The organism is Campylobacter sp. BCW_4319 (assembly GCF_001764435.1).
Lineage (GTDB): Bacteria > Campylobacterota > Campylobacteria > Campylobacterales > Campylobacteraceae > Campylobacter_D > Campylobacter_D jejuni.
The window spans coordinates 39054-65080 of record NZ_MKAQ01000003.1 but is presented as its reverse complement, the minus strand read 5'-3'; the positions used below and the strand labels follow the sequence as shown (position 1 = coordinate 65080).

Below are 26027 nucleotides of genomic sequence, written 5' to 3'. Positions count from 1 at the left end.
TCCTTTTTATGCTGCCATAGGCGAAGCGCTTTTTGGTTCTTTATCAAGCACTCTTCCACAAGCAATTGTTTTGTAAATATTATAAGTAAACATAAAGAAACCGATAAGATACAACAATCCACCAATCGCTCTAATCCAATAATAAGGAACAATAGCCACAACAGTATCAATAAAGCTATAAAGCAAGTTACCATACTCATCTGTCGCTCTCCACATCATACCTTGAGTAATACCCGCAATCCACATTGAAGCAAAATAAAGAACTATACCTGTGGTTTGGATCCAAAATTGAGCTTCCATTAAAGATTTGCTATAAAGCTCTCTTTTGAAAACTCTAGGAGTCATATGATAAAGCGCAGCCATAGTCATAAATCCTACCCAACCTAATGTTCCATCATGAACATGTCCTGGAATCCAATCTGTAAAGTGTGCTAAAGCATTAACAGATTTAATTGAAAGAATTGGCCCTTCAAGTGTTGAGAACATATAGAAAGTTGATGCCAAAATCATAAATTTAATCAACGGACTCTCGCGAAGCTGACTCCACTCACCTTTCATAGTAAGCAAGATATTAATCGCTGAACCCCAAGAAGGTAAAATCAATACTACAGAGAAAACCGAACCCATAGTTTGCATCCAATCAGGTACAGTTGAATAAATCAAATGGTGACCACCTGCCCAAAGATAAACAAACATTAAGCCCCAAAATGCAAATAAAGAGAGTTTATAAGAGAAAATCGGCTGACCACTTTCTTTTGGTAAGAAGTAATAAATTTGAGCAATAATACCCACAGTAAATACAAATGCCACAGCATTATGTCCATACCACCATTGTACTAAAGCATCATTTGTTCCTGCATACATTGATACACTATGCCACCATTTACCCATTCCAGTAACAAAATAAGTTGGTACTTCCATGTTGTTAAAAAGATAAAGCATAGCTATACCTAAAAATGTAGCTATATAATACCATAGAGAAATATAAAGGGTTTTTTCACGGCGAATTCCAATAAGTCCAAAAATACTTACACCCCATAAAACCCAAACAAGAACAACAAGAATATCTAAAGGCCACTCAAGCTCTGCATATTCTTTAGATGTAGTCACACCCATAAACAAAGATATAACAGCTAAAACCATAGTAAGCATATAAAGCCAAAAATGAAGCTTACCAACAGCCATTAAAAATCTTGATTCAGCCATACTCACTTTAAGAACACGCTGACCTATATAATACCAAGTTGCCCAAATCCCTGAAAGCATAAAACCAAAAATCACACCTGAAGTATGAAGTGGTCTAAGTCTTGAAAAAGTGGCATATTCTCCTGCTAAATAATTTAAATTAGGATATGCCATTTGAAAAGCTATAAGAGTTCCTATAGCCATACCAACAATGCCGAACAATATGGTCGCAAACATAAAATATCTTGCAACCGTATAGTCGTAATTTAATACATTACCTGGATGCATCGACTTTCTCCTTAAAATTTTTGATAACAAGAGAATATTATAGAATATTAATTATACATTTTTTCTTAAAAATGATAATTTTGTTAATCATTTGTTATGCTTTATATTTTAAGGCTAAATCAGTCTTATTTATTGATATTTATCTTATAACCTAAACTTGGCACATTTTTTATAAAATCTTCACCCACTTTATCTCTTACTCTTTTTATAAATGTTCGAACAGCAGTATCACTCACATGCTCACCTATCCAAACATTTTTCTTAATATCTTCATGCAAAACCAAAACCCCAGGTTGTTTTAAAAGCAAAGAAATAAAAGCCAATTCTTTTTTAGTTAAAACAATCTCTTTACCATTATGAATCAAAGTTCGTTTAGTTTTGTTAAATTGATATTCTTCGGAAATTTTTACAAGCATATTTGCTTCAATTTTTTCACCTACTAAACAATCTAAGACTTTGAATAATTCTTCTATATCAACAGGTTTAATTAAATATTTATCTATACCGATATCAATGGAACGCAAAAGTCTCTCTTTCTCTGAATATGCACTAAGAACAACAATTGGGACATCATCTGAAATTTCTTTAATCTCTCTTGCCATATCCAGTCCATCCATAATAGGCATAGCAATATCTGTGATAACTAAATCCGGTTTAAATTTTTTAAATTTTTTAAGCCCTTCATCTCCATTTTGAGCTCCAATTACTTTACTAAAGCGTTCGCTTAATACATTAATCAATGATTCTCTAGTCTTAATCTCATCTTCAACTACTAATATTATCAATTCTTTACATTCTTGTGACATTTTTACTCTACCCTCTCTTTTAGCTTTAAAAATACTTCAAAACAAGCCCCGTCTTTTCCATTTTTAACTTTTATTTTTCCTTGGAAACTTTCGATAATTTGTCTACTTATATAAAGTCCTACTCCTATACCTTGACTAGGATGTTTTGTTGTAAAATAAGGTTGAAAAATTTTATCTAAATTTTCTTTATCAATCCCACCAGCATTATCTTTTATTGTAATTTTCAGATAATTTTTTCCAAATTTTGAAAAATTTATTGTTATGATTTTCCTTTTTTTGTTTTTAAATGCTTCTATTGAATTTAAAATCAAATTAAGAAAAACTCTTATTAAACCATTCTCATATGCCAAAACTTCATAATCACTTTTCGAAACAATATTAATATTTACATGATTTTTTTCTATAGTTTCAAAAGCAATTTCCAAGGCTTTATTTAAAGTCTCTTTTATAAATACACACTGCTCTACTCCTTTGTTAAACAAAGTTCTAAACACATCAATTGTTTCTGACATATTTTTAATCATATCTTTTGATTGTGAGTAAATTTCAGCAAATCCTTTTTCATCTTTAAGATTTTGCTTCATTTGAAACATGGCAATACCGAGCTCATTTAACGGTTGTCTCCATTGATGTGCTATATCGCTAATCATTTGTTCTAATGAAGATTTCAAAATCTCTTCATATGCTATTTTAATATCTTTTTCATTTTTTTCCAAGGCAATTTGCATTTTTTTCTCAAATTTTTTACCTAACTGTATAAATTCTTGTTGGTGATTTTTAACTGTATTTTCAAGATTAATACTTAATTCTCTTAATTTAGCGTGATTTAGAGCAAGCTCTTCATTAAGCTTAAAAGAATTACTAACATCATGAGAGAATGCTACTATTTCTATTAATTCATTATTTTTATCCAATATGGGGATTAATAAAGTTTCAAGATAGAAAGTTTTGCCTAATTTATCAATATTTTTAAAAATAACTTGATAAGGTTTTTTATATGAAAGTTTTTTTAAAAGTTCTTCAATATAACATTCCTCAACATCTGGATGTTTAAATATTGAATGTTTTTTTCCTATAAGCTCTTTTTTACTATATCCACTTATTTGACAAAGCTTATCACTGACAAAAATTAAATTTCCTTGAACATCAGCTCTTGAAAAAATTGTATTTTTTTCAAGAGCTTTAAAAAACTGATCTTTAAAAAAATCTTTCATTGAAAAGCCTTAAAACCTATATAGGCAAGATTTATACCGTAACAAACAATAACGCCATACGATAAATAATTAAACAAATTTTTCAAAAAATCACTAAAAAACTGTGAAATTTTAGAAAAAAATAATATCGCAGGTAAAGTTGATATTCCAAAAATCATCATTACCAAAATACCTTCAAAAATATTTTGCTTACTCATTGCATTGGCTATAAAAAAATACACCAATCCACAAGGAACAAAACCATTTGAAAATCCTAAAAATATGGCTGATTTTAATCCTTTAAAATTTTTAGATTTTTTAATAATTTTCTTTACAAAACTATCAAAAAAAACATTATTTTCAATAAAAGATAACATATTGCCTCTAAAAATAAGAGCAAAACCCAAAATCATCATAAATATACCAAGAATAAAAAATGACAAACTTTGAACCTTAGCATTGATTGCCAAGATATTCCCAAAAGTCCCAAAAATTATCCCTAAAACAATATAAGCAAAAATTCTAAACAAATTATAAATAAAAGTTAATAAAAATAAATTATTGCTTTTTGAATTCAAATTTATAAAAAGTAAATTAAAACCACCACACATAGAATAGCAGTGTCCAAAACTAGATAAAAAAGCAACGCTGATAATAGCTAAAAAATCTATACTCACATCAAATTCATAAATTCTTTAAAAATATACTTACTTTCATGAGGACCTGAAGAACTTTCTGGATGATGTTGCACTGAAATAATAGGATAGTCTTTATATCTTACTCCTTCAACATTATCGCCAAATAAATTTCTATGAGTGATATGAGCCACTTGAGCTAATTCTTCTGGAACATTATAATTATGATTTTGTGCGGTAATTTCTACCGTTTTTGTATCAAGATTGATCACAGGATGATTTGCTCCATGTTGTCCAAATTTCATTTTATAAGTTTCATATCCAAAAGCATTACTTAAAAGCTGGTGACCTAAGCAAATTCCAAGCATAGGAATTTTAGCTTCTGCAAGTTTTTTAATCTCTGCAATCTCTTGTTTTAAAATCCTTGGCTCACCTGGACCATTAGAAAGAAACACGCCTTGAATTTCACCTTTTTTATACAGAGTAATCAACTCATCTGCTTTAACATTATATGGATAAACTTCTACTTCAAAACCTACTTCTACAAGTTCATTTAAGATATTTGTTTTAACACCATAATCTATAACAGCAACTTTTTTCTCACTTCTTTTAGCATCATTAAATTTTTGAAAACTAGCGTTCCAAACGCCTTGTTTATGAGAATAATTTTTCTTAGTGCTAACTTCTTTTACAAAATTTACTTCATCAATTTTTGCTGATTTTTCTAAGGCGATTTTTAAATCTTCTTTATTTGAAATTTCAGTTGAAATTACAGCTCTTAAATTGCCATTATTTCTTATCATTTTTACTAGATATCTCGTATCAAGTTCATAAATTCCTATTTTTCCATGTTTTTCAAGATAATCTTGCAGACTTTCTTTAGCGCGAAAATTTGAAAAACTGGAACTTAATTCACGCATTAAAACACCACTTGCAAAAATTTCCTTACTTTCATTATCATTTTCATTGGTTCCCACTATACCAATTTCTGGCATGGAAAATACGATAAATTGCCCTGCATAAGAAGGATCTGAAATAATTTCTTGATACCCTGTTAAAGAAGTGTTAAATACAAGCTCTCCAAAAAAAGTACCGCTCTTTCCAAAAGCCTTAGCACTTAAAAAAATATCATTTTCTAAATAAATATAAGCCTTCATTAAAACATACCTTTTTTTCTGAGCTCTTCTTGATAGAGTTTTTCAAAGATAAGATCATATTCTTCGCTACCTGGAATAGGTTTTGTTTTATAATTGCTAATTTTCTCATAAACCTCATCTTCAAGTTTTTCATAAATTTTAAGATAAGACTCTATGCTTGAAAAGATTAAATTTTTAACTCTATTTTCACTCACTATAAAATTAATATAATCATTCTCTACAAGTTCTTCTAAAATTTGATGCGCTAGATGATTATGTCTATCTTCAGAATCTAAAATCACATTAAATTCAGGAGCTAACTTTTTCTTCACAAGCCAAAACATATTTTTACGATCTACTTGCATAAGCTCCATTTCATCTTCTTGTTGCTCTAAAAGCTCTTTTACTCTTTCATCTAATTTTCTTTCATTTAGAATATCTTTCTCTAAAACTTCTATTATACATACCTTAAGCTTTTCTAATTGATCTTTAATTTCTACAAAAGAAGAATTAGCTATATCTAACATCATTTTATTTGCGATATAAGGAATATGTGGTAATTTTATACGCATCTTAAAAACCTTTTATTTGATAATGTTTGAAATAATAGCTTATTTTTGGTAAAAGAATGTTAAAAATGAAAAATTTTCATTATTTTAATCACCTAATTACTAGCATTATTATCTAAATTTTTCAAAAGCAAAGTAAGCTCGCTAGCTTTTTTTGGATCCATTTTAGATAAAACACCTGAAATTTTACGCGATTCCAAAGAAAGCATTATTTTGCTTGCATCCTCTGCATCCATTTGACTTAAAACATCTGCAATGGCTGCATCTTTCATTTGGGAATAAATTTCTTTAACCCTACCTTGAGTTTTATCATTGATTGAATTTAAAATCTTTTGTTGTTTTTCTACAAGCCTTGCATTTTCAAGCTTTAATTCTTCAATTTTTGCCAAAGTTGCATTAACCTCAGCCTCTTTTTTTTCTAAATTTTCAAGCCTTTCTTTTTGCAAAGCTTCAAAAGAGGCTTTATAAGCTTCTAAAGATTGTCTTGCTTCATCAAATTCTCTAGTTTGCAATTCAATTTGAGCTTTTCTAGCTTCAAAATACTGCTCACAATCTTGTTCAGCTCCAAAAACTACACTTGAAATAAAAACTAACAATATAAATTTTTTAATCATCTTTTTCTCCTTTGAAAAAACGACTGATTGCAATTTCATCTAAAAATTTTTCTTCAGCCTTGGCAAGTTCTTTTTGCTTTTGTTTAATTTCCTCGGCTTCTAAAACCTTCATTTTTTCATAATCTAAATGTGCTTTTTGATATAAAAACTGATAATGATTCATTTCTTTTTTAGAAAGTTCTACTTTCTCCTTAGCTCTTGCCAAAGCCTCGCGTCCTACTTGTGCCATACTTAAATTCGATCTTAACTCTGCTATAGATCCTGATTTTGGCAATACGCCTAAACTTTCACACTCTTGGCGTGAAAGTTCATAAGCTTTTTCATGTTCAAGCTGTCTTTGTTTGGCTTGATTAAGATTTGATTCTGCTTTATCAAGTTGTTGTTTTCTTACCTTTACAACAGAATTATATTTACTTTTCATAAGATGATAGTATCATCTCTTTCAGGGCTAGTAGAAATATACTTTACCTTAACCCCTGCAAGCTCTTCAAGTCTTGCTATATATTTTTTAGCATTTTCTGGCAATAAATCATAATCTTTTATACCAAAAACTTTATCCCAACCATCCATTTCTTCATAAATAGGTTGAACATTTTCTAAATCACTTGGTATATAGTCGATTTCCATACCCTTATATTTATAAGCACGACAAATTTTTATCTTTTCAAAACCATCTAAAACATCAAGCTTCATCAAAGATAAAGCATCAAGACCATTAAGCCTTGCTGTATATCTTACAGCAACCGCATCAAACCATCCACAGCGTCTTTTGCGTCCCGTGCTTACGCCAATCTCTTTTCCAATTTGCGCAATTTTTTCTCCATCTTCGCCCTTATCCTCAGTAGGAAAAGCTCCATTTCCCACGCGCGTTGCATAAGCTTTTACAATACCTATAATATTTCCCGCTTCTTTAGGATTTAACCCAAGTCCTGTTAAAGCGCCTGCTGAAATAGTACTTGAACTTGTAACATAAGGATAAGTTCCATGATCAATATCAAGCATAGAACCCTGAGCTCCTTCTAAAAGTACTCTTTTATCTTCATCTAAAGCCTTCCAAAGCATTCTTGTAGTATCTGTAATATAAGGAGTTAAAATTTCATTAAAACGTTTTAAATCAGCAAGCAATTCTTCAGCACTTGGAATTTCAATTTCAAGCATTTCAAAAAAAGTTTTATTAGCTTCAAAATCTTTTATCAAAGCCTCGCAAAGTCTTTGTGGTTCTAAAAGCTCTCCAACTCTATGTCCTGTACGATTAATCTTATCTGCATAAGAAGGTCCTATACCCTTACCTGTTGTTCCTATGGCATTTTTGCCTTTGAGCTTTTCTTTTGCAATGTCTATTAAAGAATGATGTTTTAAATTTAAATGAGCTCTATCGCTGATATATAATCTACCTTTTAAATTTTCAAATTGAGCCATTTCAGCAATCAATACTTCAGGAGAAACCACAACTCCATTTCCGATAATATTAATACATCTTGGATGCAAAACTCCACTTGGCATAAGATGAAGCGCATATCTTACACCATTTACCCAAATCGTATGTCCTGCATTGTGTCCACCTGCACTTCTGCAAACAAAATCATAATTTTCACATAATTTATCAACTACCTTACCTTTTCCTTCATCGCCCCATTGAATGCCGACAATAATATCTGCTTTGCTCATAAAAATTTCCTTGATTTTACTTAATATTGGCGAGAAGATGAGAGAATCGAACTCCCCAAAGAATAGTCAACTATCCTTTCATCTGATTTGAAGTCAGTGGCGATCACCAGATACGCTAATCTTCCAAAGTGATAATTATAGCGATTTTTAATGAAAAACAAAATAAATTTATCAATATTCTTTTTGACTTCATATTAAATTTAAGCTATAATCTCACTCTTTTTTAGCATCAAGTTTTGATGATTACATTTTTAGGATCTTTCTTTGAATTCTTTTAAACAAAAATATTTAATCAATTTTTGGGACAATCCCCGTTCTATGATTGCACTTGGAATTTTAAGTGCAGTGTATTTTGGGATTTTTGGTGGCGTTTGGGCTGTTACTGGAGAAATGACACGTTGGGGTGGCGAGTTTTTAGAGCTTTTAGGTATGAATTTAGATGGATATTCTTATTACCAAAAGCAAAATTTAAATGGAACCCCTTTAACAAGAACTGATGGTATTATGCTCATAGGTATGTTTATAGGTTGTTTAGTAGCCGCACTTTTAGCTAACAAAGTCAAATTTCGTCTACCTGCTAGCAATATAAGAATTTTTCAAGCAATAGTAGGTGGAATTCTTTCAGGATATGGAGCAAGACTTGCATTTGGATGCAATTTAGCTAATTTTTTTACAGGTTTACCTTATTTTTCTTTACACACTTGGCTTTTTACTGTTTTTATGGTTTTAGGAATTTATCTAGGAGTGAAAATTTGCAACACTTCCTTTTTTAAACCTAAAGCTAAATTAGAACGTGTAAATAAAGAAAACTTGCCGTTAAACAAGCAAAGTTTGCGTACAAAATTATATTTTAACTTAGGCATATTGCTTTTCATAGCCTTTTTAGTTTGGGTGTTTTATCTTGTTTTTACAAATGGCAATATCAGCACACAAAACAAACAAAGTCTTCTAGCTTTAGCACTGATTTTTGGTTTTGTTTTTGGTTTTGTTATTTCTAGAGGGCAAATTTGTTTTACTTCTTGCTTTAGAGATTTATTTTTATTTGGTAGAGATAATGCTATAAAAGGCGCATTAATCGGTATGATTATCGCCTCTTTAATCGCTTTTGCTTTTATCTTGCAAGGTCATACTAGCAAACTCATAGAACTTTCTCCTGCTGTAGCTGTGGGAGCATTTTTGTTTGGTTTTGGTATAGTTTTTGCCGGAGGTTGCGAGTGTGGTTGGACTTATCGTGCCTTTGAAGGACAAAGTCATTTTATAATAGTAGGAATTGCAAATATAATAGGAACTATGATTTTAGCTTTAAGTTATGACTTTTTACCAAAAGCTTTTAAAGAAGGTATAAAAATCAATCTTTTAACTGAATTTGGCAATTTAAATGGATTTTTTATCAACCTTATTTTATTCATCTTAATGTTTGTTTTTGTAGTATTTTACAAAAAACACTTTTTTAAAAATCAACTTAAAGGATAAACAGTGAAAATTACTTATAGTTTAAATTTACAAGGTGAAGCTTGTCCTTATCCTGCTATAGCAACACTTGATGTCTTACCTAAGCTTAAAAGTGGAGAAATTTTGGAAGTGCTTTGCGATTGCCCACAAAGTATCAATTCCATACCTCAAGATGTAAAAAACCGTGGTTTTAAAGTGCTTGAAATCGATCAAAGTGGACCCACGCTAAGATTTTTAATACAAAAGCCTTAAAAAAGGCTTTTGTTCTCAAAGCTCTTTTAACATCTTTTCATAAGCTGCTTTAGTTCCAGATCTTACATTTGTAAACAAACTTGCAATAATAATCACCGCCGAAGCTACTAAAAACCCTGGAACTATTTCATAAAGACCTGAATTTGCAAAATTCTTCCAAAGCACCACAGTAGCAGCTCCTGTTATCATACCTAAGATCGCTCCTACTCTTGTCATCCTACTCCAAAATAAAGAAAAAAGCATTACAGAACCAAAAGAAGCTCCAAATCCAGCCCATGCATAAGAAACTATACTCAAAACACTTGAGTTTTTATCAGTAGAAATCAAAAACGCTATTACAGCTACCAATAAAACACCTAATTTACCTAAATTTAATACAATATGACTTGGTGCATCTTCTCTAAAAATCTTTTTATAAAAATCTTCCGCTATAGTAGAACTTGAAACCAGCAATTGTGAACTTGCCGTACTCATAATAGCCGCTAAAATAGCACTAAGTAAAATACCTGCTATCCAAGGATTAAATAAAAGCTGCGACATCACGATGAAAATCTTTTCAGGATCTTGCAAACTTAATTCAAATTTATGCACATAAGCTATACCTAAAATACCTATCATACAAGCACTTAAAAGACAAACCGCCATCCAAGCAATACCTATAAAAGTGGCCATAGGAATATCTTTAGTAGAACGAATCGACATAAAACGCACTAAAATATGTGGTTGACCAAAATAACCCAAACCCCAAGCAAGTGCAGATATAATGCTTACAATTCCTACTCCTTCGCCCATAGATAAAGCTTGTGGCTTTATTTCTCTTACTATATTCATCGCTTCACCAAAACCACCTAAATGATAAAGCATAACCAAAGGTACAATAATTAAAGCCATCATCATTAAAAGCCCTTGTATCATATCCGTCCAACAAACCGCCTTATATCCACCTAAAAAAGTATAAGCAACAATAATAATCGTTCCAGTAGTTAAAGCATAATCGTATCTGATACCAAAAGTACTTTCAAAAAGTTTTGCTCCGCTTACAAGCCCTGATGAAACATAAAAGGTAAAAAATATCAAAATTACCACCGCACATACAATGCGCAGTATATGTTTATCATCATCAAAACGAGTTTCAAAATAATCAGGAATAGTCAAAGAATTTGCAATCACACTGGTATAAATTCTAAGTCTTTTTGCCACAAAAATCCAATTTAAACTAGCTCCTATAGTAAGCCCAATTGCAATATAAGAATCTATAAAACCACTTACATATAAAGCTCCTGGTAAACCCATTAAAAGCCAACCACTCATATCAGAAGCCCCTGCGCTAAGTGCAGATATCACAGGCCCCATAGTACGCCCACCTAGAAAATAATCCTCTGAATTTTTATTTTGCTTATAAAAATAAAAACCTATATAAAGCATTAATAAGGCATACACTACAAACATCACTGCTATTGGGGTATTAATTTGAACCACTTCCATCAATCTCTCCTTGATCATTAAGATATTGCTCTAATGCCTAAATTTCCATAACGATGAAAAGATATACTTAAAGCTTTTTCATTAAAATAATTTAAAAGTTCAAAACGACCATTTAATAATGGCTTTTCTCTTATAATGATTTTAGCAAGCTTTGCAGCCTCTTTATAAATCTCATCATTTACATCTGGCTTTGCTAAATAACGCACTCTTTCATATTCTTTAATACTCTTGATAAAATTTTCTTTATTTTCTTTTAAAAACAATACTTTTGCTCCTATGCTTTGAACAATTCGTTCTATCATACTAACATCTTGTTCATCATAACTGATACTTAGATCAATATTTGCAATATTTGCACCTAAAACCACACCTAAAACATCTTTTAAGCTTTCATTTCCACAAAGTCTTAAAACCATATTCTTTATTTTAGTATAAGAAAAAAGATTATCTTCTCCACGAATATTGACATAATCTTTTGAAACACTAAACTCGTTTTTATAATGATAAGCATAAGATTGAGACATTTTAATTAAATTGTTCATAAAATCTTGTGCTTCTTTTAAATCTATTTGTGCTAATTTTTTTGAAAATTTATCTTCAATTAAATGATCATCAAAATCTTCTTGCTTAATCTCTAAAAATTGAGTGATATAATTATAAATTCCCACTTTTCTACCCAAACCTATAGCTGATTTTTTAATCCCACCAAAAGGTTGACGCAGCACTATAGCCCCTGTGGTTGGTTTATTGATATAAATATTTCCTGCTTCTATGTGAGTGTGAAAATACTCCCATTCTCTTTCATCTAAGCTTTCAAAACCTGCAGTTAAACCATAACCTGTGGAATTTACTATATCAATAGCTTCTTTTAAGTCTTTAGCCTTCATCACACTTAAAATCGGTACAAAAAGTTCATTCATATGAGTAAAATCACCCTTTTTGGTGCCATATTTTATGCCTGGAGTCATCAAATAAGGATTATCCTCTAAAAACTTAGGTTTTAATGCCCATTCTTCATAAGGTTGTAATTCATCTAAGGCCTTTTGAACTTTAGAACTTGGCTTATCAGCTAAAGTACCTAATTTATTTTTAAATTCAAAAGGATTGCCCACTGCCATAGAACTCGCAGCATCCACTAAAGTCTTTTTAAATTCTTCATCATGATAAACCTCTTCTTCTAAGACTAGCAAAGAAGTAGCTGAACATTTTTGACCGCTATTGCTAAAAGCAGAATGAATGATATTTTTAATCGCACTATCACGATCAGCAAATTTAGAAACTATAGTCGCATTCTTTCCGCCAGTTTCAGCACTTAAAAGCAAGGTTGGATTAGCTTTTAACATGGCATAAGCAGTATCCTCTCCTCCTGTAAGAATTGAAAATTTAATCGCTTCATCAATAAGTAAATATTTAGAAATATCACTTCCTTTTGAAGGTAAGAAAATCAAAGCATCTTTTGGAATACCCGAATCCCAAAAACACTTACAAAGCATATAACCTGTTAGAGTTGAAAGTGAAGAAGGTTTGTAAATCACCACATTACCTGCGGCTAGTGGTGCAGCTATAGTACCTACTGAAATTCCTATAGGAAAATTCCAAGGAGCTATGGTAACCCCTATACCTTTAGGTGTGAATGTAACTTTTGGATTTTGTTTTTTAAGCTCTTCTAAAGAGTGCGGATAAAACTCTATAAAATCAATAGCTTCACTTACTTCAGGATCGATCTCTAAAAAGGTTTTACCCACTTCTAAAGCTGCCAAACCTATTAAATCTCCCCTTCTTTCTCTCATAAGTTTTGCGCTTTTGGCTAAAATTTGATAAATTTCATCATGACTTTTTTGTGTAAATTTGGAATTTTTAGCTACTTCTAAAGCTTGTTTGATTTCTTTTTCTCCTGCTAAATAAGCCTTTCCTATCACTCTATCTTCAATCTTATCTTTAACTTCTAAAACATTTAAATTTTCTGCTTTAAAATCAAGTTCGCCTATAACAGGATAAACATCATAATCTTTTAAATTTTCATATTTAGTTTTAATTTCTTTAGCCCACGCTCTATTTTGTGCTAAAATAAAATCCGTATCGCTTTCATTGCTAAATTTTTTACTTTCATAAGAACTTATGATATTTGATTCTTTATTTCTATCTTGCTTACGATGTGTAGTATTATCAAGAGTTTTTATGCCTTCTAAAGATTTTAAAAAAAGTTCTTTTTGGATATTCCAGTTCTTATCTCCTACTTTAAGATTGAAAAAATAACGCATAAAATTATCTTCACTTGTATTTTCATCAAGGCGTCTTACAAGATAAGCAATGGCATTGTTAAAATGTGCTTCATCGCAAACTGGGGCATAAAGGATTAGATCATGCATTTTAGATAATTCATAAGAACATTGCAAACTCATACCTTCAAGCATTTCAAAAGTAAAAGAATCCAAAGCACCCACTTCACTTATGCGTGTATAAGCATAAGCAATCTCAAAGATATTATGACTTGCAATTCCTATGTTGATGTATTTATAATTATCTCCTTCAAGAATAAAATCAAGCATTTTATTATAATTACTATCAGTATCTATTTTTTTGTAAAAAGTAGGAAGCTCCCAACCCCTTTGAGACGCAATGGTTTCTTCACTTTCCATATTAGCACCCTTAACAAAACGGATCTTAATAGGCTTCATACCTTTTAAAACCCTCTCTTTTGAAAAAGCAAAAAGTTTTTTAAGATACTTATAAGAATCAGGAATATAAGCTTGCAAAACAATCCCTGCTTTAATATCAAATTTAGCCACACTTTCCATAAAAGCTGCAACGGTGAGCTCTAAATCCCTAAATTCTTCCATATCAAGATTGATAAATTTAGATACACCTTGTTTTTTCTCTTCTTCTAAGGCTAAAGCATAAAGATAATCTAGTCTTTTTACGACCTCTTCTTTAGAATAATTAAAATCTATAATATTAATTTGTGAAAAAATAGTAGTAATTTTTATGGAAATATAAGTGATATAGCTTGATTTTAAGGCTTCTTCGTATTTTTGCATACGATATTTACTCTCAGCTTCACCTAAAACCTCTTCGCCAATTAAATTCACATTTAAGGTAATTTTATCTTGCTCTTTTCTTTTCTTAATATGTGGTTCTAAAACACTAGGATTTGCATCTAGAACCATAGCTTTAGTATCTTCTCTTAAATGTTTGACAAAAAAAGGTACACTTAAATTAGGAGCAAATTTGCCAAAATTTAAAAAGCTAAAAAGTAGGAATTTTTCAAAAGTGCTAAAAAAATCCGCTATGCCATATTTACTCAAAGTATATTCTATAAGCTCAAAACTTGCATTTTTATCTTTACATCTAAAAGAACGATCTAAAAGCTCTATAAGCATAACTTTATTTTTGGGATTATTAAGAAGTTTTTGCATTTTAGCATGAAATTCTTTTTCAGAATTTGAAATATTGGCTTCTATTTGTCCTTGTAATTCTTCAGCTAAGGCTAAAGCTTTTTGTATCATTTCGTATCTCCTAAGATAAAATAAATTTTAATAAATAATATATAAATAAGATAAAAAATAATATTTTAAATCATAGAAAATGTATAAAAAATGATAAAAAAAATTTTAATGGGTATATAAGTAACAAAAATTAAGAAATGATAATATCATTTTCTTGCTTATTTACAACCTTAGCAATAATTTTAGCTTGAATATTTTCATCTTCTAGTTTTTTTAAACATTCTAAGGAATCTTTTTCACTTATAGAAATTAAAAGTCCTCCTGAAGTTTGTGGATCACAAAGTAATAATTTTTCTTCATTTAAATCAGGGGTAAGTTCTTTTATAAATTCTAAATTTTTATAAGCTCCAGCAGGAATTAAACCCATATTAAAATACTCTTTTACTCCATCTAAAAAAGGAAGTTCACTTTCAAAAATTTCAAAAGAAATATTTTTATTTAGCATTTCTTTTAAATGTCCTAAAAGTCCAAAACCTGTAACATCACTCATGGCACTTGGATGAAATTTAAGAGCAATTTGACTGGCTTTATAATTTAACTCCATCATGTTTTTAAGCATTATATCTAAATGTTTTTGATTTAACATTTGCGCCTTTAAAGCTGTACTTAAAATTCCTATTCCTAAAGGCTTGGTTAAAATGATACAATCTCCGATTTTAGAAGTATTATTAGCAATAAATTTACTAGGATGTACTTTTCCTGTAACACTAAGTCCAAAAAAAAGCTCGGTGCTTTCTATAGTATGGCCACCCACGACTAAAGCATTACATTCTTTAACTTTATCATTTGCACCTTCTAAAAGCTCTTTTAAGATGTTTAAATCATGATTACAAGTATCAAAACCTACTATATTTAAGGCATTAATTACCTCTGCACCCATAGCAAAAACATCGCTTAAAGCATTTGCTGCAGCAATAGCACCAAAATGATAAGCACTATCTACTATAGGAGTGATAAAATCAAGCGTTTGCACCAAAGCTAAATCGGGGCTGATTTGATATACGCTTGCATCTTCATTATTTCCGATATCACTAAGTAAAGCAGGAGTTTTTTGCATGAAATTTAAAATTGTTTTAAGACCACCCGGGCTTAATTTCGCTGCTCAGCCTGCTGCTTTAACAAAATGCGTTAAATTTTGATTTTTATATTGCAGTGTTTTTCCTTATAGAGTAATGATTTTTGCTTTACCAAAAAGCTCGTTTAAAATTTCATAAGCATTGCCTATATTTCCTATTTTAAGTTCTTTGCTTTTATTAAAAAATTCTAGACAAGCTCCACAACTTATGATCTCAATACCTAAATTCTCAAGTTCTTTCATAGCTAAATGTGCTTTATGATTTTCATCAACATTGATTAAAACACTTTCATTTACGCAAAGAATTTTACTTGGAGCATGATCTAAATTTTTTAAGGTACTTAAAAATCCTACAAGTAAATTTTGTCCCAATTCACCCTCACCCACTTTGTCGGTTTTTAAAAATAAAACATTATAATCGTGAATATTTACTTCACTAGAATCAAAATTCTTTTTTTGTACTTTGATGCAAAACTCTTGTGCATTTTCATCTACAACAGGGTTTAAATTTAAAGAGTTAAGAAATTTTACAACATTATTTTTTGAAATAATAGAATTTAAAACAATTTCTAAAATTTCATTTTCTTGAAGTTTTTCAAGAGCGTTTTTTGTTTCAACTATAGGCTGAGGACAAGATAGATTGCGACAATCAATTTTCATTATTTTTCCTTGATATTAGCTTTGAAAAATAATATTATTTTATTACTTGTTTTGTGTTTAAAAATTTTAAATAATATAGAAAAAATTTAAAAGCTCAAAAATGAGCTTTTTTAAAATCTTTTTTTATTCACATCTTCAAGAATTGCCGCAGCAATTTGATTGACTTCATTTGTTATATTATTGGTGACATTTGCAACTTCGACATTTTCCTTAGTTACAGTTTCAAGTTGTGCTATAGCATCGTTAATCTGTGTGATTCCTGCTGTTTGTTCTTTTACAGATTCTGCTACTTCATTTACACTTTGAACAAGTATATTAATATTTGCCTCGATTTCAGATAAGGATTTTCCTGTTCTTTCCGCAAGCTGTCTTACCTCATCTGCAACAACTGCAAAACCACGCCCATGTTCTCCAGCACGTGCAGCTTCAATAGCTGCATTTAAAGCAAGAAGATTCGTTTGCTCAGCGATATCTTTAATCACATTGACAATATTTTTTATATCATCAGCTTGTGAAGCAACCTCAACTGTTTTTCCACTTACATTTTGCATAGAAGAATTAATCTCCTCCACAGCTGCAGCCGATTGTTCTAAAGAACTCGCTTGTGCATTAGAGCCATCAGCAAGTTTTTGCATAGAATTTTTTAACTCTTCTGACTGATTGGCTAAATCTTTAGCAAAATTTGAAGAAGCCAAAAGCATCTTTTTAATTTCTTTGCCTAAAATATTAGTTGTAATCTCAACTTCACCTTTAGCATTAAATACTTCTGTACTAAAATCAAGAGCCTTATAACTATCAAAAACTCTATTAATTTCATTCATATTAGAACCAATTTTACTTTGTAAAACATCAAGCATCCTATTAAGAACATCTTTAAGTTCTACTAATTGAGGATTTATAGGATTTTTAGTAATTCTTGCAGTTAAATTACCCTTTTCGATTTCTCTAGCAGTTTGCACCGATTCATCTACAGCATTTTGATCTTGTTCTAAAGATATTTGAATCTTTTCAATATTTTCATTTATGATTCTTCCCATTGCTCCTAGCTCATCATTAGCACGAATTTCAATAGCCTTAGGTTCAATTTTTTCATGATTTAAAAAACGGAAAAATGATTCTAAAGAACTAAGAATCACAGGCAATCTAGATGCGACAATTTTTCTTACGCAATAATAAACCACTCCTAAAACAACAAAAATAAAAATAAAAGATGCACCAAGAATAATTAATTGTAATTTTTTTAAGGGTTTAAATACTGAATATTTAGGAGCAGTTACCAAAACTGCCCAAGAACTATCTTGCACTTTAAAACTATTAATCGCAGCATAAGAATCATCACCATCAGAAGCTATATAGTTAAAAACTCCATTTTTTCCTTCACTTATGGCCTTATAAGTTTCTTGTGCACCTTTATTAGGATTGATATCTTTTAAATTTTTTAAAACTAGATTTTTATTTGGATGTATCGCCATAAAACCATCTGAATTTAAAAGAACTCTTAATTCACCATCATATTTTTGACCTTTAGGGTCTAAAAGATAAGTAGCAATATCTGAAAAATCTAAAGTCATGCCTATGACACCTACAACTTGATTTTTTCGATCAAAAATAGGCATAGCAACATTTACAGCATCAAAATCTTGACCTTCTAAATTCATCTTAATAGGACGGCCTATATATACTTTATTTTCCCCATATTTTGCTTTTTTTAATATATCTTGCACAACTTGCAGATTAGCTATTTCATCACTAGCTTGTATTGCTTTTATTCCGCCTTTATTATCCTTTTCTTCATCAGCGTAAAGCATAACAAATTTTCCACTTTGAGTATTAAAAAATTTACTCTCTTCTTTAAAGTATTCTGGCGGATCAATAAGATATAAATAAGTAAAATTAGAATAAGCACTATTATCAAAAGTATTGGTTATAATATTTGTTATATTGTCTATATCTAAATCTTCTTTAGAGGTTGATCTAAACATTTCTGTTAAAGTACCTGAAATACTTTTATTTAAAGCGATCATTTCCCCAAAAATTCCTTGAGTTTGAGTAGCATATTCTTTCGTGATAGAAGCAAGAATATCTTCTGTATTTTTGGTAATATTTTGACTTACTTGTTTTGTGATTAATGAAATTAAAATAACAAGTCCAATAACAACAACAGCTGCCACAGAAAAAATAAGTTTTAAACCTATATTTAAAGATTTAAACATCTTATAACTCCTAAAAAATAAAAAATTTAGATTCTAATTTTAACATATTTTTAAAAAAATAATATTAATTAATTATAAAAAAATTATGTATTAGTATTTTTTGATAGAAGATTTATTTTTTTCCTTTTAAAAATAGTTCTTTAAAGCGTTTATTAGCGTATTCTTCTATATCTTTTTGTAAAATAGAGTAATTTTCCATTAATTCCAAAGCTCTAGGAGTAAGTTTTGTTCCTGATTCTTTAGAGCGTCCTTGCCTTGTGCTAACTAAGATTTCTTGAGAATTTTTTTGTAAGGTTTGTAAATGCATCCAAGCTTTTTTATAATTAATCCCCATAAGTTTAGAAGCATGCAATAAACTACCTGTTTGTCCGATAAGTTCTAAAAGTTCTGTTTTTCCTCGTCCAAAAAGCAAATCTCCATCCGCATTTTCAATCCAAGTTTTTGTTCTTACTATAAATTGCTTACCTTTTTTTTCTTTAAAACAACCAAGTTGACAATACTTTACATCAACCTTATAAGCTTTTAAAGCTGAACGCATACTTTTAAGCCCACAACCTTCTTTAGCAATATCTCTTGCATCTTTACAAAAAATTCTACGCTTTTCATCTAAACTAGGTTCTATTTTTTTAAGCACTTCAATCTTTGCTTTTTCAAAATCTAAATGTCCAAATTGCCCCAACTCGCAATTATCAATTCTCATGTGATTTTCATCGGCTAATTGTCCGATTTTTTCTATATTTACATTAAATTTCTTTGCAATTTTAAAAGCCGTACCACAATCTAATTTTTCATTACTATTTAACAATTCTCTCATATATGAGATGATTTCTTTTTCTTGATTTTTATCCATGAATTCTAAATTCTCCACTATAAATATTAATCTTATTTTCTCTAGCAAAACCACAAAGCGTTAAATCAAATTTTCTTGCTATCATAACTCCTAAACAAGTAGGAGCCGTGCGTGAAACAAGCACTGAAATTTTATGCATAACTGCTTTAGCTACCATTTCAGAACTTAGCCTTCCACTAACCATTAAAAAACATTGACTTAAATCAACCCCAGCTAAACGTGCTTTTCCTAAAGCTTTATCTATGGTATTATGCTGAGCTATATCTTCACCTATAAAAAAAGTTTTCTCATCTACAAAAAGCTTAGCCGTATGTACACAGCCTGTTTTCTCATAAAGCTCGCATTGAGTATAAAAAGTACTCATTTGTTTTAAAATTTCATCTTTGCTAAATTTTGCATCAGAACTAATTTTGCTCGCTTCAATAGCTTCTGGATCGATATTGGCAGTATGTGCTCTACCGCAACCACTTATAACTACACCTTCAGCATTAAGCTTTGCTAAATTTTCTTTATCAATCTTTGCTTTAATATGCACACTCATACCATCATCTTTTGTTTCTATGCTCTCAATATCGCTTACTTTCGCAATGATATTTTCGCTCATTAAATATCCTATTGCTAATGCCTGTTCATCTACAGGAGTTGCCATTAAAGCACCTACTCTTTCATTATTAATAAAAATTTCAAGTTTAATTTCACGCACTAAAGTATCATCACATGTAAAAGAATCATTACCTTTATATTTTAAAATTTGAGTTGTAAATAACGGATCCATACCTTATCCTTTAAATATCTTTAAATAATATTATATCAAAAAAACATAAATAACAAATTTATATATGGAAAAATAGATTTTAGATTCAACTTATAAAATAAAATTCGTTCTATTTATTTCAAAAAAGCTTAAAACTACCGCTATGCAATAACATAGCGGTTAAAGATTAAATTTTTACATTAGGATCATAAGAAAAACTAGGTTCAATTTGCTTTTTATTGCTTAATTCTTTATACCAATAAGAATGTAAAATATAAACCTCTTCTTCTTCTTTATAACCACTAATCATAGAATGGATACTGCCTTTGATTGCAAATACTGCCATATAAATATGCACGCCAAAAAACACTGCACACACTATACCCAAGAAATTATGCACTATAGCTGAAATTCTTAAAAGTTCAATTTGAGTTAAACCAAAAAGACCTTGAATTGCTGTGGAATTAAAATCAAGAAAATACATAAATCCACCTGTAATTATCATCAAAAATCCACCAAATACGGCTATATAATACCAAGATTTTTGACCAAAATTAAACTTACCTGCAGGTACAGGACGTTTGATTTTACTTAAATAACCACCTACTATCATCATCCATCTGATATCATAACTTGCAGGAAGCATTCTTTTAATCCACCATAAAAACATAGGGATTATAGAGATGATAAATAAAACCGTTGCAAAAGCATGTAAATTTTTACAAACCCTTACAAAAAGTCCGCCTCCAAAAGTCGCCCCAAACATCATCACAAAACCAGTTGGCACTAAAATCACCCAAGAAATTGCCGCGATAAAATGAAAAAGTCTTTCAAATAATGTAAAAGCATAAATTTTCTTTCCATCGTGTGAAAATTGCTTAGGTCCTATAACCATATAATGCAAAGCAAATGCAGATAATACCGCAATAATAGCGATTAAAGCTATAGTAGCTATATATTCACCTTGCAAAGTTGTCCAAAGTTTGCCAAAAGTATCATAATTTGGGATATTTGTAATACGATGAAAATCCCAAATTTGAGTATCTTGTCCCATTCTCTCGCTACCATAAGCAAATAAACTTACCACGCTTAACAAAAGCGTTACAAATACTTTTCTCATAAGCGTTCCTTTCCTGTGTAAGCAATCTTCCATTCCAAACTTTCCGAAGGATTTGGAATGCCATAATTTCTATTCATAAGTCTATTATGATAAATCTCTTCTATTTTAGAACTTTCACCTACTAAAAGTGCTTTTGTCGAACACATCGCAGCACATACAGGAACTTTTCCTTCTGCGATACGATTTTGACCATAAAGTTCTCTTTCTTTTTCTGAATTCGTTGCTTCAGGGCCACCTGCACACATAGTACATTTATCCATAATGCCTTTATTTCCAAAAACACTATCTTTTGGAAATTGTGGTGCACCAAAAGGACAAGCATAAAGACAATATCCACAACCTATGCAAATTTCTTTATCATGCAAAACAATACCATCAGCACGGATGTAAAAACAATCCACAGGACAAACGATAGAACAAGGAGCATCATCACAATGCATACAAGAAATAGAAGTTGAAACTTCTTTTCCTTGAATTCCTTCATTTAAAGTAATCACACGGCGGCGGCGAATATGAATAGGAAGCTCATGTGCTTCATCACAAGCTACCGCACAACCATTACAATCAATACAACGCTCATTATCACAAAAGAATTTCAAGCGTTCTTTTTCTAAATTTGCAAAATTTACCTTATTCATTTTCCATCCTTACTGATTCTACAAAGCCCACCTTTAGTCTCTGGAATCTGACACATGATATCATAACCATAATTTGTTACCGTATTAGCACTTTCTCCGCTTGCATAAGGCTTAGTTCCTTCTGGGAAATTGTGCGTTAAATCCACGCCTTGCATAACTCCTGTAAAATGGAAAGGCAAGAAAATCATATCTTTTGCTACACCTGGATTAACCTTCACTCTTACATGAATTTTAGTACCTTCTGGAGAATGTACCCAAATCATATCTCCTGCTTTAATGTCTTGCTCTTTTGCTAATTCAGGATTGATCTCACAAAACATTTCAGGTGTTAAACGCGTTAGATACATAGATGCTCTATTTTCCATACCTGCACCATTTAAATTCACAAGTCTTGCAGTAACAAGATTAAGTGGGAATTCTTTAGAATAATCCTTAGCTTGTTGCACAGACACAAATTTAGTATCCACGCGGTAAAGCGCTTTTTGATCTTCAAAACTTGGATATTTTTGCACCAAATCGTTTCTTGGAGAATGTAAAGGCTCACGGTGGAGTGGAATTTTATCTTTAAAAGTCCAAACTACAGCTCTAGCTTTAGCATTTCCATAAGGAACTATGCCTTTTTCTATACATTTAGTTGCTATGATATTGCTATCATCATAAGACCAAGTTGATCCCATTTTTTCTTTTTCTTGGGCACTTAAAGTAATGCCTAAAACTTTTTCTATATTATCTTTAGTAATTTGTGGATAACCTGTATCAATAGGTGAATTTAAAGGCGCATTTTTAGCAAGTAAACTCTCTCCTTCATACTCAAGTCCAAAATTGTTTCTAAAGCCCATACCACCTTTTGCGACTTCAATGTCGGTATTATAAAGCACAGGAGAACCTGGATGCTTATCACTCCAACAAGGCCAAGGAAGCCCGTAGTACTCGCCAGCAACTTCGTCTTTTCCTTCTAAAGTTACCTCATCAAATTTATCCCAGTATAAAGTATGCTTTTTAAGCCTTTCAGGACTCCAACCATTAAGCCCTATACTTCTAACCGCTTTTGCAATTTCTCTTGTTGCATTTTCAGGCCAAACAATCTCACCTTTTTCATCGCGTAAAGTCTTAGTAAAGTCTTCATAAAAGCCTAATTTTTTAGCAAGCTCAAATAAAATTTCTTGATCTTCCATGCTTTCATAAAGTGGATCTACAACTTTAAATCTCCATTGTCCGCTACGATTTGTTGCTGTTACACTTCCGCTTGTTTCAAACTGTGTTGCTGCAGGTAAAAGATAAATTCCATCTTTTCTTTCTGCAATAATCCCTGCTTCATTTACAAAAGGATCAGCTAAAACTAAAAGCTCTAAAGCTTCCAAACCTTCTTTAACTTTTACTTGTTGTGCAGTCGAAGTGATACCATTTCCCATAACTACTAAAGCTTTTAAAGGCGTTCCTGCATTATCGATAGCATCATTGCCATCTTTTCCATTTAAAGCCGCTGCCCACCATCTAGCAAGTGAAAGTCCGGTTTTATGCATCCAATCTTTGCTTACAAAATTTCCTAAAAGCCACTCATAATCCACGCCCCAAATTTTGGCATAGTATCTCCAAGTCGCTTCATTTAAAGGATAATAACCTGGTAAATTTTCACTCAAACAAGCCATATCTGAAGCACCTTGAACATTATCGTGTCCGCGTAAGATATTAACTCCACCACCAAATTTACCTATATTTCCAAGTACCATTTGCACAATAGGTGCTAAACGTGTATTTGAAGTTCCTACAGTGTGTTGAGTTAAACCCATAGCCCAAATAAGCGTAGTTGGTTTGTTTTTAGCTACTTCGTGAGTGATTTGCACCAAAAGTTCTTTAGAGATCCCTGTAACATTTTCTACTTCTTCAGCTGTCCATTTTGCTGCTTCTTCACGAATTTTATCAATTCCAAAAACTCTTTCATCAAGATATTTTGTATCTTCTAAGCCTTCATCAAAGATGATTTTTAGCATTCCATACATGAAAGCAATGTCAGTTCCTGGACGAATTCTTGCATAAATATCCGCTTTTGCCGCACTTTTTGTAAATCTAGGATCTACAACGATAAGCTTTGCACCTTTTTCTTTTGCTTTTAAGAAGTGTCTAAAACCCACAGGATGATTTACCGCTGGATTTGCCCCAATGATAATGATACATTTACTTCTTTGAATGTCTCCAAGATGGTTTGTCATAGCGCCATAACCAAATGTATTCGCCACACCGGCGACTGTTGCGCTGTGTCAAATTCTAGCTTGATGATCTACATTGTTTGTTCCAAAAAACGCTGCAAATTTACGCACATAATAAGCTTGTTCATTGCTCATTTTTGCAGAACCTAAAAACATAACACTTTCAGGATTTTCTTTACGATAAGCAGCTAGTTTTTCTCCAATCTCACTTAAAGCTTGCTCATAACTTATGCGTTTCCATTCTCCATTTTCTTTTTTCATAGGATATTTTAAACGCACATGTGAACGCACCATATCGATCATATCAGATCCCTTGCAGCAATGTCCACCTGAACTCACAGGATGATCTTGAGCAATTTCTTGACGCACCCAAACACCATTTTGCACTTCTGCAATAATCCCACAGCCTACAGAACAGGCTGTACAAACTGTTTTTACTTTTTTACTACCTTCATACGCTTCTTTAAGCTCATCAGCACTCGCTTCTCTTAAAGTTTCACTTCTAGCAAGCAACGGTGTTGCTAGGCTTGAAAGTGCTGCCATTTTAAGAAAAGAACGACGCGTAAGCTTGATATTTTCACCTACACTTGACATTACTCAGCCTTTATATAATATTTTTCCCAATTAGCACTTCTTTGAAAAAGCACTTCTTTTTTCTTACTTTTACCTTTAACCAAATCTTTTCTTTCTTCATCTTTAGCTAGAGCTAAAGTCGTGCTACCAAGCACTCCAGCAGCCCCTAAGGCAAAAGCGGATTTTTTAAGAAATTCCCTGCGATTTTTCACGAGTCCTCCTTTGTTTATTTGCTTCTCTTCTTAAAAATTCTGAACGCGATAGATCGTTTTGCACTTTTTTAGAATTTATTTTTGCAGGTTTTTCCACTTCAAAGCAAAGTCTTTCAAATTCCATAAAAGCCGATGCAATACTTGCAATTTCCTTATATAAATTCGCATTTTTATTCATGAAAACATCGCCTAAAAACTCATCAATGCTTTTATTGATCACTTTTTCAAAAAGCTCTTTGGCTAAATCATCTTCATTTTGCCTTAAAAATTCACTCATCAACAATAAACAAAATCCAACACTATCTTCACTTTCTTTAAAAAATTTTTCATTGCGTCTTATTTTACTTTTGACTAAAATTTGACGCACACAAAGTAAAGGATTTGAATTTTCAAAACCTTCTTCTATGTAAGAAAAAGTCGTTGGAATGCTGTTTTTAAGACTTAAAAAAAGCAAATCGTATTCTTTAAAAAATGCTTGTATAGAATTTTCATCATCTAAATGCTTAAGCAAGATATCAAAATTTGATTTTAAATTTTCATCAAATAAACATTCTTGCATTGTCTTTAAATACTCTTGTAATTTTGACAATCTTTCTTCAGAAAATGAAAAAACAAAAAGCTCTCCTAGACATTGATAATAAAGACTTCTAGCTAATCTTAATTTTTCCAAATCCATTAAAGCCCCCATGCATTCAAAATTTTCAAAAATAGCTTTAAATTTTGCTTGAATGAATATTATGCAAAATATACCTAATATTCATTTTAAAGCCGATTTTTAAATCGATTTATCTTAATACTATTTGATTTAAAAATCACTGAATTTCAATAAAATTCCACAAGGATTTAAAATCTTAAAAAATCATACCAAAGTATTGAAAATTAGATATTTGAGTTGATTTTATATTTGAAAAAATAAAATACTTTGCATAAAATTTA

General features: G+C 31.0%; 23 protein-coding genes and 1 tRNA gene. 2 read left to right on the top strand and 22 right to left on the bottom strand.

Going from position 1 to position 26027, the window contains the following annotated elements; translation table 11 throughout:
• Positions 1 to 6: 6 nt before the first annotated feature.
• From ccoN to AJN56_RS01150, 10 genes are all read right to left on the bottom strand, one after another.
• Positions 7 to 1473, bottom strand: coding sequence for a cytochrome-c oxidase, cbb3-type subunit I (ccoN, locus tag AJN56_RS01195; RefSeq protein WP_002851405.1), 1467 nt, complete (start codon positions 1471 to 1473; stop codon positions 7 to 9).
• A 125-nt stretch (positions 1474 to 1598) separates the two neighbouring features.
• Positions 1599 to 2279 (bottom strand): butyrate response regulator transcription factor BumR, encoded by a 681-nt coding sequence (bumR, locus tag AJN56_RS01190; RefSeq protein ID WP_002855907.1) that lies wholly within the window; start codon positions 2277 to 2279, stop codon positions 1599 to 1601.
• A 2-nt stretch (positions 2280 to 2281) separates the two neighbouring features.
• Positions 2282 to 3493 carry a butyrate sensor histidiine kinase-like phosphatase BumS gene (gene bumS / locus AJN56_RS01185; protein ID WP_002855360.1) on the bottom strand — a complete coding sequence of 404 codons (1212 nt, stop codon included), beginning with the start codon at positions 3491 to 3493 and terminating at the stop codon, positions 2282 to 2284.
• Complete coding sequence (locus tag AJN56_RS01180) at positions 3490 to 4149, bottom strand: sulfite exporter TauE/SafE family protein (protein WP_002856612.1); 660 nt, start codon at positions 4147 to 4149, stop codon at positions 3490 to 3492. Before AJN56_RS01180 ends, bumS begins: the two co-directional genes overlap by 4 nt.
• On the bottom strand, positions 4146 to 5264 hold the full coding sequence (carA, locus tag AJN56_RS01175; protein ID WP_002851156.1) for a glutamine-hydrolyzing carbamoyl-phosphate synthase small subunit: 1119 nt from the start codon (positions 5262 to 5264) through the stop codon (positions 4146 to 4148). The genes AJN56_RS01180 and carA overlap by 4 nt, the downstream gene beginning before the upstream one ends.
• Positions 5264 to 5815: a DUF507 family protein gene (locus tag AJN56_RS01170; protein WP_002851269.1), complete on the bottom strand. Its 552-nt coding sequence runs from the start codon at positions 5813 to 5815 to the stop codon at positions 5264 to 5266. The genes carA and AJN56_RS01170 overlap by 1 nt, the downstream gene beginning before the upstream one ends.
• A gap of 92 nt (positions 5816 to 5907) precedes the next feature.
• Positions 5908 to 6426: a MotE family protein gene (locus AJN56_RS01165; RefSeq protein ID WP_002855458.1), complete on the bottom strand. Its 519-nt coding sequence runs from the start codon at positions 6424 to 6426 to the stop codon at positions 5908 to 5910.
• Positions 6419 to 6847: a flagellar export protein FliJ gene (locus tag AJN56_RS01160; protein ID WP_002797496.1), complete on the bottom strand. Its 429-nt coding sequence runs from the start codon at positions 6845 to 6847 to the stop codon at positions 6419 to 6421. The genes AJN56_RS01165 and AJN56_RS01160 overlap by 8 nt, the downstream gene beginning before the upstream one ends.
• Entirely contained in the window at positions 6844 to 8094 is a 1251-nt protein-coding gene (locus AJN56_RS01155; protein ID WP_070246248.1) for an adenylosuccinate synthase, read from the bottom strand. The genes AJN56_RS01160 and AJN56_RS01155 overlap by 4 nt, the downstream gene beginning before the upstream one ends.
• 27 nt (positions 8095 to 8121) lie before the next feature.
• A tRNA-Sec gene (locus AJN56_RS01150) sits at positions 8122 to 8219 on the bottom strand.
• A gap of 139 nt (positions 8220 to 8358) precedes the next feature.
• On the opposite strand from AJN56_RS01150, the gene yedE reads away from it, so the two are divergent.
• Both yedE and yedF (AJN56_RS01140) read left to right on the top strand, forming a co-directional pair.
• Entirely contained in the window at positions 8359 to 9567 is a 1209-nt protein-coding gene (gene yedE, locus AJN56_RS01145; protein ID WP_002856175.1) for a selenium metabolism membrane protein YedE/FdhT, read from the top strand.
• A gap of 3 nt (positions 9568 to 9570) precedes the next feature.
• Positions 9571 to 9798 (top strand): sulfurtransferase-like selenium metabolism protein YedF, encoded by a 228-nt coding sequence (gene yedF, locus AJN56_RS01140; RefSeq protein ID WP_002851188.1) that lies wholly within the window; start codon positions 9571 to 9573, stop codon positions 9796 to 9798.
• Between the two features lie 15 nt (positions 9799 to 9813).
• On the opposite strand, the gene putP is transcribed toward yedF (AJN56_RS01140), so the two are convergent.
• The 12 genes from putP to AJN56_RS01075 form a co-directional block, all read right to left on the bottom strand.
• The gene (gene putP, locus AJN56_RS01135; protein ID WP_002856275.1) at positions 9814 to 11283 is read right to left on the bottom strand and encodes a sodium/proline symporter PutP; all 1470 of its coding nucleotides are present in this window, start codon (positions 11281 to 11283) and stop codon (positions 9814 to 9816) included.
• A gap of 17 nt (positions 11284 to 11300) precedes the next feature.
• The gene (locus tag AJN56_RS01130; protein ID WP_002856406.1) at positions 11301 to 14789 is read right to left on the bottom strand and encodes a proline dehydrogenase family protein; all 3489 of its coding nucleotides are present in this window, start codon (positions 14787 to 14789) and stop codon (positions 11301 to 11303) included.
• A 130-nt stretch (positions 14790 to 14919) separates the two neighbouring features.
• Positions 14920 to 15942, bottom strand: a complete 1023-nt coding sequence (gene selD, locus AJN56_RS01125) for a selenide, water dikinase SelD (RefSeq protein ID WP_079254194.1) — start codon at positions 15940 to 15942, stop codon at positions 14920 to 14922.
• Positions 15943 to 15951: 9 nt separating this feature from the next.
• The gene (yedF, locus tag AJN56_RS01120) at positions 15952 to 16524 is read right to left on the bottom strand and encodes a sulfurtransferase-like selenium metabolism protein YedF (protein ID WP_002851218.1); all 573 of its coding nucleotides are present in this window, start codon (positions 16522 to 16524) and stop codon (positions 15952 to 15954) included.
• 110 nt (positions 16525 to 16634) lie between these two features.
• Positions 16635 to 18737, bottom strand: coding sequence for an aspartate chemotaxis receptor CcaA (ccaA, locus tag AJN56_RS01115; RefSeq protein ID WP_002871853.1), 2103 nt, complete (start codon positions 18735 to 18737; stop codon positions 16635 to 16637).
• Between the two features lie 112 nt (positions 18738 to 18849).
• On the bottom strand, positions 18850 to 19587 hold the full coding sequence (locus AJN56_RS01110) for a winged helix-turn-helix domain-containing protein (RefSeq protein WP_002855349.1): 738 nt from the start codon (positions 19585 to 19587) through the stop codon (positions 18850 to 18852).
• Positions 19580 to 20362: a formate dehydrogenase accessory sulfurtransferase FdhD gene (fdhD, locus tag AJN56_RS01105; protein WP_052785937.1), complete on the bottom strand. Its 783-nt coding sequence runs from the start codon at positions 20360 to 20362 to the stop codon at positions 19580 to 19582. The genes AJN56_RS01110 and fdhD overlap by 8 nt, the downstream gene beginning before the upstream one ends.
• 166 nt (positions 20363 to 20528) lie before the next feature.
• Positions 20529 to 21461: a formate dehydrogenase subunit gamma gene (locus AJN56_RS01100; protein WP_070246246.1), complete on the bottom strand. Its 933-nt coding sequence runs from the start codon at positions 21459 to 21461 to the stop codon at positions 20529 to 20531.
• Positions 21458 to 22099, bottom strand: a complete 642-nt coding sequence (gene fdh3B, locus AJN56_RS01095; RefSeq protein WP_002855401.1) for a formate dehydrogenase FDH3 subunit beta — start codon at positions 22097 to 22099, stop codon at positions 21458 to 21460. Before fdh3B ends, AJN56_RS01100 begins: the two co-directional genes overlap by 4 nt.
• Positions 22096 to 24900, bottom strand: coding sequence for a formate dehydrogenase subunit alpha (locus tag AJN56_RS01090; protein ID WP_079263921.1), 2805 nt, complete (start codon positions 24898 to 24900; stop codon positions 22096 to 22098). Before AJN56_RS01090 ends, fdh3B begins: the two co-directional genes overlap by 4 nt.
• Positions 24900 to 25091, bottom strand: a complete 192-nt coding sequence (locus AJN56_RS01080; RefSeq protein ID WP_002803269.1) for a twin-arginine translocation signal domain-containing protein — start codon at positions 25089 to 25091, stop codon at positions 24900 to 24902. Before AJN56_RS01080 ends, AJN56_RS01090 begins: the two co-directional genes overlap by 1 nt.
• Positions 25066 to 25779 (bottom strand): molecular chaperone, encoded by a 714-nt coding sequence (locus AJN56_RS01075; protein WP_002851502.1) that lies wholly within the window; start codon positions 25777 to 25779, stop codon positions 25066 to 25068. The genes AJN56_RS01080 and AJN56_RS01075 overlap by 26 nt, the downstream gene beginning before the upstream one ends.
• Between the last annotated feature and the right edge of the window lie 248 nt (positions 25780 to 26027).